The organism is Rathayibacter sp. VKM Ac-2762 (genome assembly GCF_009866585.1).
Taxonomy (GTDB): domain Bacteria; phylum Actinomycetota; class Actinomycetes; order Actinomycetales; family Microbacteriaceae; genus Rathayibacter.
This window is the reverse complement of record NZ_CP047419.1, coordinates 859,325-872,819: the sequence shown is the minus strand read 5'-3', so window position 1 is coordinate 872,819 and position 13,495 is coordinate 859,325. Positions and strand designations below refer to the sequence as shown.

Sequence of the window (13,495 nt, the reverse complement as noted above, 5' to 3'; positions counted from 1 at the left end):
GCGTCTCCGTCTGGTGGTTCGGGGGGATTTCCGGCCGCCAGTCTACTCGGCGCGCCCGCACCGCCTCCGCCCGTGCCGCCCGCCCGTCAGGAGCCGCCGAAGAGGCTGGCGCCGTGCTTCAGGAGTGCGTTGTACGCCCCCTCGTAGGTGGTCGGCAGGTCCTCGCCGGGCTCGCCGTACCGGGCCAGCAGCAGGCCCATCAGGCCGACGGCGGGCGGGCTTAGCGGCTTGTCGCGGTTCACGTGCGCTGGATGCGCCGGTGCCGACTCGGGGTTCGGGGGCAGGTACTGCGGCACCGTGGTCGGCCAGTCGCCGATCTGCCGCGGCTCGTCGAGGGTCAGCACCCCGAAGAGGTCCGGGGCGGAGGCGTCGCGAGCGGTCAGCGGCTCGAGGCCGTGCAGGGCGCTGAGGGTCCGGATCACGGCGCCGTGGTGCAGCTCGTCGTGCACGATCGTGCCGGCCCTCGTGTACGCCGAGACCGCGATCGCCGGCACGCGGCAGCCGAGCCGGTCGAAGGCGAAGCCCATCTCGCCCTCGCGGCCGTCGCCCGGCGGAGTCGCCGACGGCGGGGGGACGTGGTCGTAGAGGCCGCCGTGCTCGTCGAAGGTCGCCAGCAGGAGCGTGTTCACCGCGTTCGAGCCGGTCGTGCTCGCGCTCTCCCGGATCGCCGAGTACACCTGGTGCAGCAGCAGCTCGCCGGCGCGGACGTCGGACAGCGCGCTGTCGTAGACGGGCGTGCCGTCGACCTCGTCCTCGTGCAGGACCCCGGTCGGCGGGTGCATGTCGTTGTGGTCGAAGATGAGCCGCGGCTCGAGGAAGGCGTAGTCGGGCAGCTCGCCGTTCTCCACGTCGGCGTAGAAGCGGTCCATCGTCGAGAAGTGGGTCTTCCAATACTTCTCGAGCACCGGCGCGTGCAGGAAGCCGGTGTAGGAGACCACCTGCAGTGCGTCGAAGTAGACGCGCCAGGTCCTCCCCGCCTCCTCGAGGCGGTTGAACACCGTCGGCGCGTCGGCCAGGTCGTCCGCGAGCCACTTCTCGTAGCCGCCGCTCTGCTTGTTGGTGACGAAGCCGTGCGAGGTCGACGCGTGCAGGAAGGACCGATTGCAGAAGGTCTGGGAGGGGACGGCGCAGAACCACTGGTCGAAGACGGCGAATTCGCGGGCGAGGGTGGAGAAGACGGGCAGCATCTCCGGCGAGAAGCCGCCCATGATCGTCCGCGCCTCCTCCGCCGTGGGCTCCTGCCCCTTCTTCATCACCCTCAGGTGCTGGACGTAGTCCTCGAGGAAGCCGCTCATCGTCGGGGCGGAGGCGTCGGCGGGCGCGTTGAAGGGCGCGGTCATGGCGCCTACGGTTCGGCCGGCGTTCTCGGGCGGATCCACCGTGCCGAAGAGCTGGGTGTTGACGTGTGGGTACTCCTCGCCCGGGTCCGGGTCGGGCTGGCGCATCACGGAGTCGGTGGCGCCCTCGTAGACGTGCGTGCCGACGGTCAGTCCCCCGGCGCTGGTGTTCGTCCGCTCGTCGGGGAGGAGGCCCTCGAAGCTCTCGCCCGCGGGCAGGTCGTCCGGTCCGTAGAGGCGGCCGAGGACGTTGTCGAAGGAGCGGTTCTCGAACATGATCACGACGACGTGGTCGAATCCCGGCTCCGTGCGGGCGGGCAGTCGCGGCTCCTCCTCGCGGCGGGGGCCGGAGGCGACGGCCGCGCCGATCGCGCCGCCGGCGAGGGCTCCGGCTCCGACTCCGGCGGCGGCGGTGCCGGCCAGGAAGCGGCGGCGCGAGCGGGAGCGCGGAGCTTCGTCGTCGTGCTCCGCGGGAGTCCGCTCGCTGGTCATCTCCGCCGCCTCTCCTGCGCCGCCTGCGCCTGCTCGGAGTGTAGCGACGCGCCCGGGACGGCGGCTCCGAACGCGGGCGAGCAGTCCGGCCTCCGGCTCGGGGTCGACGTGCGCGCGGCGGGCCGCGTCGCGGAGGCGCCGCCCGACCCGCGGGCGGCGCGAACGCCGGCGCCGTGCGGGGCCAGCGCGCGAGGGGCGGTCGGGACCGCTGAGGAGTGCGGCCAGCTCTCGGACCTGCGGATCGACGAGCGCCCGGCGCACGCCCGCCCGGGCGCGGACGAGCTGCGCGGGAGTCTCCGGACCGAGCGGCACGCCGATCCGTGCACCCGAGGGGACGGCCGAGGCGAGCACGAGCGCCGGCACCGTGCCGGGCCGCTCCGCGCTCCCCCGCGCGGTGACGAGGAGCAGCATCCGCCGCCCCGCCCGCTCCCCGTCGCGGACGGCGTCGAACACGACGTGCAGCAGCTGCTCCGCGAGGCGCGCATCGGCGGATCGATCGGTGCCGGCGGCTGCGGCGTCGGCGAAGTCGGCCGGATCGACGAGGGACCGCGGCTCGACCAGGACGAGCGGAGGCAGGGTGCCGGCTGCGGCCTCGGCGGCCAGCGCGTCGATGGGAAGGAGGCGCCCGCCGCGGGAGCCGGCGGCGCCCGGATCGCGGTGGGGCCACTCCGGATCGGCGAGGAGCGTGATCGAGACGCCCTGCCGCTCGTCGACCGCGAGAGCCCAGCCGGTGCCGGTCTCCCGGGCCGCGCGCAGGGCCGCCGGCAGCGGATCGCGGCCGTCGGCGCGCCAGTGGTCGGCCCGCGCGAAGGCCGTGGCGAGGAGCGCGTGCACCGGCAGCATCTCGGGGGCGAAGCGCGCGCCCGGAGGATCGTCCGGGCCGGGCGCGGTCATCACGGCGTCCGTATCACCGGTGAACACCGGGCCGTCCGGATCGTCGAGCGCGGCGAGGACCTGGTCGCGGCTGCGGCCGGCGAAGGAGAGCACGACCAGGTGGTCGATCCGGCCCAGCGCCTCGGCGGTCCGGCGCTCGGCGGCGGTGGGCCGAGCCGCGGCGTCGAGCGCGAGCGACGCTGCGTCGGCGAGGGAGCGGCGCAGGAACGCACGCCGCTCCCCGCCGCCCGCGTCAGGCATCGGGCCCGGTCGGCTCCTCCGTGCTCGGGGCGGCCGCGTCCGGGACGGCGTCGGTCTCCGGCACGGCGTCGTCCTCCGGCGAGGCGTCGGAGCGCGATGCGCCGGCGACGTCCCCGTCCGGGCCGGCGGCGGCCTCCTCCGGAGCGTCGGCGGACGCCTCCTCCGGAGCGTCGGCGGACGCCTCCTCCGGCAGCGCGATCGCGTCCGGTCCCTCCGTCACCAGGAGGTGGAACTCGGCCGCGGTGATGATCCGGAGCCCCAGGGCCTCGGCCTTGCCGAGCTTGCTGCCGGCGCCGGGACCGGCGGCGACGTAGTCGGTCTTCTTGGAGACGCTCGAGCCGGCCTTGCCGCCGGCCGCGAGGATGGCCTCCTGCGCCCCCTCGCGGGAGTACCCCTCCAGGCTGCCGGTCGCCACGACCGTGAGACCCGCGAGCACCCCGCCGGCGGAGTCCGCGGCACCGGGCCCGGGGTGGCCGGGCGTGGCGAAGCGCACTCCGGCCGCGGCCCAGCGGTCGACGATCTCGACGTGCCAGTCGACCTCGAACCAGGCGATCAGAGCGTCGGCGATGATCCCGCCCACCCCGTCGACCGCGGCGAGCTCGTCGCGGCTCGCCCCGCGGATCGCGTCGAGCGAGCCGAAGTAGCCCGCCAGCGCGCGCGCCGCGACCGGGCCGACGTGCCGGATGCTGAGCGAGACCAGCAGGCGCCACAGCTCCTTGGTCTTCGCCCGCTCGATGTTCTCGATCAGCCGGAGGGCGTTGGTGGAGGGCACGGAAGCGGCGTCCCCCGCGAAGGCTCCCGCCTCCGGGTCGAAGGCGCCGTCCTTGGCGAGCTGCCGCTTGCGCTTGAAGGGCGTGACGACCTTCGGATCGCCCTTCGCGTCGAGCTTCTGCAGACCCGTCTCGGAGTCGCGGACGACGACCTCGATCGGGAAGAGATCGGCTACCGTGAGCTCGAACAGGCCGGCCTCGGTCCGCAGCGGCGGCTCGGCGGGCACCAGGGGCTGGGTCAGGGCGGCGGCACTGACCTCGCCGAGCGCCTCGATGTCGAGCGCGCCGCGGCTGCCGATGTGCTCGACGCGCCCGCGGACCTGCGCGGGGCAGGACTCCGCGTTGGGGCAGCGCAGGTCGACGTCGCCCTCCTTGGCCGGAGCGAGCGTGGTGCCGCACTCGGGGCACTGCGTCGGCATCACGAACTCGCGCTCGGAGCCGTCGCGGAGCTCCACCACCGGGCCGAGCACCTCGGGGATGACGTCCCCGGCCTTCCGCAGCACGACCGTGTCGCCGATGAGCACGCCCTTGGCCTTGACCACGTCGGCGTTGTGCAGCGTGGCCTGGCGCACCTCGGACCCCGCGACCTTCACCTTGGTCATCTGGGCGAACGGCGTCGCGCGGCCGGTGCGCCCGACGCTCACGACGATGTCGAGGAGCTTCGTGTGGACCTCCTCGGGCGGGTACTTGTAGGCGATCGCCCAGCGCGGCGCCCGGCTGGTGGCGCCGAGCTCGTCGTGCAGCTCGAGCTCGTCCACCTTCACGACCACGCCGTCGATCTCGTGCTCGACCGAGTGCCGCTCGCGGCCGTAGCGCTCGACGAAGGCGAGCACCTCCTCCACCGAGGCCGAGACGCGGTTGTGGCCGCTGACCGGCAGTCCCCAGGAGGAGAGGAGCCCATAGACCTCGGACTGGGTCGCGACAGGCGGGTCCGGCCAGGCGCCGATGCCGTGCACGTAGAGCGCGAGGGAGCCGACGCGCGCCTCGCCGGCGCGCAGGTCGAGACCCGACTTCTTGTCGAGCTGCTGGCGGAGGCCGCCGCTCGCCGCGTTCCGCGGGTTGGCGAAGGTCGGGAAGCGCCGCAGCGCGCTCGTGCGCGCCTTCTCCTCCTCGAAGACGCCTCGGGTGGCGGGCGGGCGGGACGACCAGCGGGTCCGCGCCTCCTCGACCGCCTCGTCGCGCAGCGTCTCCTGGAGGGCGTTCAGCTCGGCGAAGGCGGCCACGGGGATGAAGACCTCGCCGCGGACCTCGACGAGTGCCGGGTGGCCCTCGCCGGAGAGGCGCTCCGGGATGCCCGCGACGCGGAGGGCGTTGACGGTGACGTCCTCGCCGGTGCGGCCGTCGCCCCGGGTCGCCGCCGTGACGAGGCGGCCGTTCTCGTAGTGGAGGGAGATCGCGAGCCCGTCGATCTTGAGCTCCGTGAGCCAGGCGACGGGGCGGTCGGCCGAGGCCACCGTCTTCTCGCACCACTCGCGCAGCTCCTCGGCCGAGAACACGTTGTCGAGGGAGAGCATCCGCTCGGCGTGGTCGATCGGGGCGAGGCCCGCTCCGACGATCCCGCCGACGGTCCGCGTCGGCGAGTCCTCGGCGGCGAGCTCGGGGTGCTCGGCCTCGAGCGCGGCGAGCTCGCGCACCAAGGCGTCGTACTCGGCGTCGGACAGCGGCGAGGAGTCGGCCGCGTAGTAGTCGTCGCTCGCCGACCGGATCCGCGCCCGCAGCTCCTCGACGCGGGCGGCGGGCTCGACGGCGCTCATCGGAGCACCGCGGCGTCGGCAGCGACCGTGCGGTCGATCGTGCACTGGCCCAGCACGCGGGTGCCGAGGTAGACGACGGCCGTCTGGCCGGGGGCGACGCCGTCGAGCGGCGAGTCCGGAGTGATCACGAGCTCCACCCTGCCATCGACGTGCGACACAACCGCGGAGGCGGGGACCGGGTCGGCGTGCGCGCGGATCTGGACGTCGCAGCGGAAGGGCGCGTCCGCGTCCTCGGGAGCGGCGCCCGCCCAGGTGAACCGCTCGCCGGCGATCTCGCCGATGCGCAGAGCCTCGCGCGGACCGACCACGACCTCGTTGCTCACCGGCCGCACCTCCAGGACGAAGCGGGGCCGTCCATCGGGCGCGGGGACGCCGAGGTGCAGGCCCCGGCGCTGGCCCACCGTGTACCCGTGGGCGCCCTCGTGGGAGCCGACCACCGCGCCGTCCCGATCGACGACCGCTCCGGTCTCGGGGGCGACGCGCTCGGCGAGCCAGCCGCGGGTGTCGCCGTCGGGGATGAAGCAGATGTCGTAGCTGTCGGGCTTGCTCGCGACGCTGAGGCCCCGCTCCGCCGCCTCCGCGCGCACGATCGCCTTGGACGGCGTGGAGCCGAGCGGGAACATCGAGTGCCGCAGCTGCTGCTCCGTCAGCACGCCGAGGACGTAGGACTGGTCCTTCGCCTCGTCGCTCGCGCGGTGGAGCTCCGGGGAGCCGTCGGCGGCGGTGCGGAGGGAGGCGTAGTGGCCGGTGCAGACCGCGTCGAAGCCGAGGTCGAGAGCCTTCTCGAGCAGGGCGGCGAACTTGATCCGCTCGTTGCAGCGCATGCAGGGGTTCGGGGTGCGGCCCGCCGAGTACTCGGCGACGAAGTCGTCGACGACGTCCAGCTTGAACCGCTCGGAGAAGTCCCACACGTAGTACGGGATGCCGAGGACGTTCGCGGCGCGCTGCGCGTCCATCGAGTCCTCGATCGTGCAGCACCCCCGGCTGCCGGTGCGCAGCGTGCCGGGCATCCTGCTCAGGGCGAGGTGCACGCCCACCACGTCGTGCCCCGCCTCCACCGCGCGGGCCGCGGCCACCGCCGAGTCCACTCCACCGCTCATCGCCGCCAGAACCTTCACCGTGCGAGTCTACGTTTCCCGCGGGCGCGGCCGGCAGGGGTTCAGGCGGGCAGCACCGCGCGGTTCGAGAGTCCGGCTCGGGCGGCGCGGGCGTAGGCGCTGGGCAGCGCGGCCAGGAGGGCGTCGACGTCCGCGTCGGTCGAGGTGTGGCCGAGCGTCATCCGGAGCACCCCGCGGGCCTCGTCCTCGCTGCGGCCGAGCGCGAGGACCACGTGCGAGGGCTCCGGGATCCCCGCCGTGCAGGCGGACCCGGTCGAGACGGAGACGCCCGCGGTGTCGAGGAGGAAGAGGAGGGAGTCGCCCTGCGCACCGGGGAAGGCGAGGTGCGCGTTGTTGGCGACCCGGCGTCCGGAGTCGAGGGCGGGCCCGGTCAGGGTCGCCCCCGGCACGGCGGCGAGGACGCCCGCGACGAGCCGGTCGCGCAGGGCGGCCAGGCGCTGCGCCTCCGCCGACAGCTCGGCGTCCGCCTCGACCGCGGCGGCGGCGAAGGCCGCGGCGCCGGGCACGTCCTGGGTGCCGGAGCGGACGCCCCGCTGCTGTCCGCCTCCGTGCAGCACCGGGACCACGCGGGCGTCGCGGGCGAGCACGAGCGCACCGGTCGCGATCGGCCCGCCGACCTTGTGACCCGAGACGCTGACGGCGGCCAGTCCCGCGCCGCGCCCGGAGCCGGAGGCGCGGCGGATCTCGGCGATCCGCAGCGGCACGTGTCCGAGGGCGGCGACCGCGTCGACGTGGAGGGGGACGCCGGCGCGGGCGCACACCGCCGCCAGCTCGGCGATCGGGTTGATCGTCCCGATCTCGTTGTTGACCCAGAGCACCGTGACCAGGGCGACCGATCCGGGGTCCTCCTCCAGCGCCGCGGCGAGCGCCTCCGGCCGCAGGGTGCCCTCGTCGTCGAGAGGCAGCCACTCGAGGACGGCGCCCTCGTGCTCGGCGAGCCAGGCGGCGGAGTCGAGCGTCGCGTGGTGCTCCCCCTCGGCGACCAGGACCCGGACGCGGGCCGGGTCCTCGCTCCGGCGCTGCCAGTAGAGGCCCTTGATCCCGAGGTTGACCGCCTCGGTGCCGCCGGCGGTGAGGATCACCTCGATCGGCTCGCAGCCGAGCACCCCGGCGAGCGCCGACCTGGCGTCCTCCAGCCGGCGGCGCGCCTCCTGGCCGGAGCCGTGGACGGAGGAGGGGTTGCCGCCGTGGGCGGACGCCTCCGCGAACGCGGCGAGCGCCGAGGCGCGCAGCGGGGTGGTCGCGGCGTGGTCGAGGTAGATCACAGCAGCCCTTCGTCCCGCGTCGGGGGCACGGAGGGAGCCGGTGCCCGTCACTACTGTAAGTCGCATGACCTCTCACGATCCCCTGGCCCGGCTCGGCGTGACCGTGGACGATCAGGGCGGTGAGCTGCGGGTCTGGTCCGAGAGCGCGAGCGCTGTCGATCTGCTGCTGTACGACGAGAAGGATCCGACCTGGGTGACCCGCACGGTCCCGCTGGCGCGCGAGGATGCCGCGGTCTGGTCCGCGCGCTCCGATCTGCTGGCCCCCGGCCGCCGCTACGCCCTGCGCGTCGACGGGCCGACGGGCCCCCGGCACCGCTTCGACCCCCGCCGGGCCCTGCTGGAGCCGTACTCCCGTGGCCTGCACCGGGTGGCGGAGAACGAGTGGCGCTCGGTCGTCGTGGACGACGCGTTCGACTGGGGCTCCTCCTCCCGGCCCGGCACCCCGATGGACCGCACCGTGATCTACGAGGCGCATGTGAAGGGGCTGACCCGGCTGAACCCGGCGCTCCCCGTGGAGCTGCGCGGCACCTACGCCGGCCTGGCGCACGAGTCGACGGTCTCGGCGCTGCTCGAGCTGGGCGTGACGGCGGTCGAGCTGCTGCCCGTGCACGCGTTCGTGTCGGAGCAGCGCCTGCTGCGGCAGGGGCTGACCAACTACTGGGGCTACAACACGCTGAACTTCTTCGCCCCGCACGCCGCGTACGCCTCCTCCACCGCGCAGCGCGGCGGACCGACCGCGGTGCTCCGCGAGTTCAAGGGGATGGTGAAGCTCCTGCACGAGGCCGGCCTCGAGGTGATCCTGGACGTGGTCTACAACCACACCGCCGAGGAGGGGCCGGGCGGGCCGATGTCGAGCCTGCGCGGGATCGACGACGCCGGCTGGTACCGCCAGACGCCCGAGGGCCACTACGTGGACGTCACCGGCTGCGGGAACACGATCGACTTCGGCCGGCCCGCGGCGCAGCGCCTCGCGCTGGACTCGATGCGCTACTGGTCGGGCGAGGTCGGGATCGACGGCTTCCGGCTCGACCTGGCCGCGACCCTCGGCCGGGACGAGATCGCGCACTTCCGGAGCGACCACCCGCTGCTGCGGGCCGCGGTCGAGGATCCGGCGCTGGCCGGCGTGAAGATGATCGCCGAGCCCTGGGACGTGGGAATGGGCGGCTGGCAGACGGGGAACTTCCCGGCCGGGTGGTCGGAGTGGAACGACCGCTACCGCGACCGCGCCCGCAACTTCTGGCTCTCGGACATCGACTACGCCCGCCGCGCCGGCACGGCCCCCGTCGGCATCGGCGGCTTCGCGACCCGGCTCTCGGGCTCCTCCAACACCTTCTCGGCGGAGCGGGGACCCCTCGCTTCGGTCAACTTCGTCACCGCGCACGACGGCTTCACGCTGGCGGACCTCGTCTCGTACAACGTCAAGCACAACATCGGCAACGGCGAGTCGAACCGCGACGGAGCCGACACCAACCGCTCCTTCAACCACGGCTTCGAGGGCCCCACCACCGACGAGCGGATCACGCTGGCGCGGCGCAAGGCGATGCGGAACCTCCTCGGCACCCTGCTGCTGTCGGCCGGCGTGCCGATGATCACGGCGGGTGACGAGACCGGGCGCAGCCAGCGCGGCAACAACAACGCCTACTGCCAGGACTCGGACCTGACCTGGGTGCGCTGGGAGGGCCTGGCCGACTGGCAGCTCGCGCTCCGCGCGCACACGCGCACCCTGCTGCGCCTGCGGCGTGAGCACCCGGCGCTGCGTCCCTCCCGCTACGGCAGCGGCGACGCGAGCGAGCCGGGCGCCACGACCATGACGTGGTTCGACGCCCACGGGCGCGGGATGAGCGAGCACGACTGGACCTCCGCCGCCAACCGGACGCTGCAGTACCTCGCGGCCTCGACGCCGGTCGAGGGCGAGCCGGACCGCGTCCTGCTGGTGGTGCACGGCGTCGAGCAGGACACCACGGTCGTGCTCGCCGACGGCGAGGGGGTCACCGGCTACACGCGCCTGTGGAACAGCGAGGAGCCGGAGCCGCTGGAGCACGGCGAGTCCTTCGAGCCGGGGCAGGTCATCCGCGTGGCCGGCACCTCGATGCAGCTCTTCGCCGCGCACGGGCCGGCGGCCGAGCAGGACGCCTGATGGCGCGGAGTGGGCCGGGGACCCCGGCGACCGTCGCGCTGACGGCGGCGGGCGTCCCCTTCACTCCCCGCCAGTACCGGCACGACCCGGCCACGTCGCGCTACGGGCTCGAGGCGGCCGAGGCGCTCGGCGTCGAGCCGGAGCGCGTGTTCAAGACCCTGATGGTCGATGTGGACGGCGAGCTCGTGGTGGGCGTCGTGCCCGTCACCGGCTCGCTCGGGCTGAAGGAGCTCGCGGCCGCGGTCGGAGGCAGGCGGGCGGCGATGGCCGACCCCGTGCTGGCCCAGCGCCGGACCGGCTACGTGCTCGGCGGCATCTCGCCGCTCGGGCAGAGGACGCGGCACCGCACCGTGATTGACGAGACCGTGGAGCTCCACGACACGGTGCTCGTCTCGGGCGGGCGCCGGGGCTTCGACATCGAGCTCGCCCCCGCCGACCTCGTCGCCGCGACGGCCGCCCTCCTCGCTGACATCGCGCGCTGACCCCTGCTCCCCCGCCGTCCTCCTCCGGGCGCCGTTTCGCTCCATGCGCCGTCCTCCTCCCGCGAGATCCCACTCCGGTCCGCGAGACGCCGAGGAAGGCGCACCGGAGCGGCATCTCGCGGAGAGGGACCGGGCGGGGTCAGCCGGCGGCGGAGGCCAGGCCCAGCTCGGCGGAGCGGGCCAGGAGGGGATGCCGCGGCACGACGCGGACGGTGTAGCCGAAGGAGCCGCTGCGGTCGAGGGTGACCACTCCGGCGTAGGGCACGCGCCCGACCGCGTCGGCCGGCACTACGGCACCCGACTCCTCGACCACCTCGAGCTCGTGGTGGCGGACCTCGGTGAGCGAGCCGTCAGCGGACGTCGTCCCGTACACGACCTCGACCGAGACGTCCGCCGGCGAGAGCTCGCCCAGGCGCACGCCCGCCCGCACGGCGAGCCGGTCCCCGCGCTGGGGCACCGCGTCGATCCCGCCGGATTCGACGGACGCGACCGCGACTCCGGGCCAGCCGGCGCGGACCCGCCGCTTCCAGCTCGCCAGCTCCTTGGCCGGCTCGAAGTGGTCGGCGGCGACGGCGCGCCCGGCCTCGGCGGCCGGCGAGTAGAGCGCCTCGACGTACTGGCGCACCATCCGCTCGGCGGAGAGCTCGGGCGAGAGGGTCGCGAGGGTGTGCCGGATCGACCGCACCCACCGCCGGGGCACGCCGTCGTGGTCACGCTCGTAGTAGCGCGGGACGACCTCGGTCTCGAGCAGCTCGTAGAGCGCCTCGGCCTCGAGCGTGTCGCGGGCCTCCGGGTCGAGCGCGCGGTCGGAGGAGGGGATCGCCCAGCCGTTCTCGCCGTCGAAGTACTCGTTCCACCAGCCGTCGAGGATCGAGAGGTTGAGCGAGCCGTTGAGCGCCGCCTTCATTCCCGAGGTGCCGCACGCCTCGAGCGGGCGCAGCGGATTGTTGAGCCAGACGTCGGTGCCCGGGTAGAGCAGCTGCGCCATCGCGATGTCGTAGTCCGGCAGGAAGACGATCCGGCGGCGCACGTCCGGCTCCTGCGCGAAGCGGACGAGCCGCTGGATCAGGCGCTTCCCCTCCTCGTCGGCGGGGTGGGACTTGCCCGCGATGACGATCTGGATCGGATGCTGCGGGTGGGTGAGCAGCGCCCGCAGACGCTCGGGGTCGTGGAGCATCAGGGTCAGCCGCTTGTAGGTCGGCACCCGCCGCGCGAAGCCGATGGTGAGCACGTCCGGGTCCAGCAGCTCGTCGAGCCAGGCCGGCGGGAGGCCGCCCGGGTTCTGCTCGCGCCAGGAGCGGGCGGCCCGGCGGCGGGCGTCCCGCACCAGCTGCTCCCGCATCGCCCGGCGCGCGGCCCACAGCTCGGCGTCGCCGAGCGCGCCCGAGGCCCAGTCGGCCCGCGTCGTGTCGTCGGTGCCGAGCCGCTCCTCCGCGAGCCTCCGGAGGATCGGATCGGTCCAGGTGGCCGCGTGGACGCCGTTCGTCACCGAGCCGATCGGCACCTCCGCCGTCTCGAAGCCGGGCCAGAGGCTCGAGAACATCGAGCGGCTGACCTCGCCGTGCAGCGTCGAGACGCCGTTGGAGCGTTGCGCGAGCCGCAGGCCCATGTACGCCATGTTGAACGCCGTCCCGGAGTCCCCCGGCTCGGCGCCCAGCGCGAGCACGTCCTCGACCTGCACGCCCGGGAGCAGCTCCGTGGAGAAGTACTCCTCGATCATCCCGCGGTCGAAGCGGTCGATGCCCGCCGGCACCGGAGTGTGCGTGGTGAAGACCGTGCTCGCCCGCACCACCTGGAGAGCCTGGTCGAAGTCCAGGCCCGCGCCGATCAGGCCGGAGATGCGCTCGAGCCCCTGGAAGCCGGCGTGCCCCTCGTTGGTGTGGAACACCTCCGGGAGGACGCCGCCCGAGACCTCGGCCCAGAGCTCGAGCGCGCGGACCCCGCCGATGCCCAGCAGCAGCTCCTGCAGGAGGCGGTGCTCGCCCCCGCCGCCGTAGAGGCGGTCGGTGACGGAGCGGAGCGAGTCCTCGTTCTCGGGGATGTCGGTGTCGAGCAGGAGGAGGGTCACCCGGCCGACCTCCGCGCGCCAGACCCGGGCGTAGAGCGCGCGTCCCTCGGGGAGCGCCAGCACGATGCGGGCGGGCGAGCCGTCGGCGAGACGGACGACGCGCAGCGGCAGCCCGTCGGGATCGAGCGAGGGGTAGGACTCGAGCTGCCAGCCGTCGGCGGAGAGCTTCTGCGAGAAGTAGCCCGACCGGTAGAAGAGGCCCACGCCGGTGAGCGGCACGCCCAGGTCCGAGGAGGCCTTCAGGTGGTCGCCGGCGAGGATGCCGAGTCCGCCGGAGTACTGGGGCAGCGCCGCCGCGATGCCGAACTCCGGCGAGAAGTAGGCGATCGAGCGCGGGGCGGACTCCGGCAGCGACTGGTACCACCGCGGCTCGGTGCGGTAGCGCTCCAGCTCGTCGCGGAGGCGCCACGCCTCGTCGACGAAGCCCTGGTCCCCCGCCAGCTCGGCGAGGCGCTCGGGGCTCACCGCTCCGAGCAGGGCGGTGGGGTCCGCTCCCCCGCTCCGCCACAGCTCCGGATCGACCCGCTCGAACAAGCGCCGGGCGGGCTCGTGCCAGGCCCAGCGGAGATTGCCCGCCAGATCGCCCAGAGCCGAGAGCTCGGGCGGGAGGACGGAGCGGACGATGAAGCGGCGGATCGCCTTCACGGCACCCCTCGACTCTCTGCGGACCCCGGAGCGCCCGGTCGCGGAGCACCGGGGCGGTCGCGCTCGGTCACCCTAGCGGACCCCGGCCACGGCGGATCGGCGGGACGCGGACCCGCCTCGACGCGCCGGCGCGCGCTCCCCGGGCTCGTTTGCACAGGCCCGAGCGCGGGCGCAAGCGTCGTGTGCGAGCCGCCGCCGGTCGCTACTGTCGTGACGTGGCTCAGATACCTTTCGGCAAGGCTCAGAACGGCAAGGACGCACGGCGAGCGGGTCGCGGACGCGCACCCCAGGAG

Annotated in this window: 7 protein-coding genes; 2 read left to right on the top strand and 5 right to left on the bottom strand. The window is 74.4% G+C overall.

The genetic code is table 11. The features are described 5' to 3' along the window. Nucleotides 1-86: 86 nt before the first annotated feature. The 4 genes from GTU71_RS16390 to GTU71_RS04135 are packed head-to-tail and all read right to left on the bottom strand — an operon-like array spanning nucleotide 87 to nucleotide 7,870. A complete protein-coding gene (locus tag GTU71_RS16390) occupies nucleotides 87-2,963 on the bottom strand; it encodes an alkaline phosphatase family protein (RefSeq protein WP_244230636.1) in 2,877 nt (958 codons plus the stop codon). Continuing rightward, a complete protein-coding gene (gene ligA, locus GTU71_RS04145) occupies nucleotides 2,956-5,487 on the bottom strand; it encodes an NAD-dependent DNA ligase LigA (protein ID WP_159939360.1) in 2,532 nt (843 codons plus the stop codon). The genes GTU71_RS16390 and ligA overlap by 8 nt, the downstream gene beginning before the upstream one ends. Next, nucleotides 5,484-6,605, bottom strand: coding sequence for a tRNA 2-thiouridine(34) synthase MnmA (gene mnmA, locus GTU71_RS04140; RefSeq protein ID WP_181028759.1), 1,122 nt, complete (start codon nucleotides 6,603-6,605; stop codon nucleotides 5,484-5,486). The genes ligA and mnmA overlap by 4 nt, the downstream gene beginning before the upstream one ends. A 41-nt stretch (nucleotides 6,606-6,646) precedes the next feature. Continuing rightward, nucleotides 6,647-7,870: a cysteine desulfurase family protein gene (locus GTU71_RS04135; RefSeq protein ID WP_347877602.1), complete on the bottom strand. Its 1,224-nt coding sequence runs from the start codon at nucleotides 7,868-7,870 to the stop codon at nucleotides 6,647-6,649. Nucleotides 7,871-7,934: 64 nt separating this feature from the next. On the opposite strand from GTU71_RS04135, the gene glgX reads away from it, so the two are divergent. Next, the gene (gene glgX / locus GTU71_RS04130; protein ID WP_159939358.1) at nucleotides 7,935-10,007 is read left to right on the top strand and encodes a glycogen debranching protein GlgX; all 2,073 of its coding nucleotides are present in this window, start codon (nucleotides 7,935-7,937) and stop codon (nucleotides 10,005-10,007) included. Continuing rightward, nucleotides 10,007-10,489, top strand: coding sequence for a Cys-tRNA(Pro) deacylase (ybaK, locus tag GTU71_RS04125; protein ID WP_159939357.1), 483 nt, complete (start codon nucleotides 10,007-10,009; stop codon nucleotides 10,487-10,489). Before glgX ends, ybaK begins: the two co-directional genes overlap by 1 nt. Before the next feature lie 139 nt (nucleotides 10,490-10,628). Here ybaK and glgP read toward each other — a convergent pair whose 3' ends face one another. After that, nucleotides 10,629-13,202 carry an alpha-glucan family phosphorylase gene (gene glgP / locus GTU71_RS04120; protein WP_159939356.1) on the bottom strand — a complete coding sequence of 858 codons (2,574 nt, stop codon included), beginning with the start codon at nucleotides 13,200-13,202 and terminating at the stop codon, nucleotides 10,629-10,631. Nucleotides 13,203-13,495 lie beyond the last annotated feature (293 nt).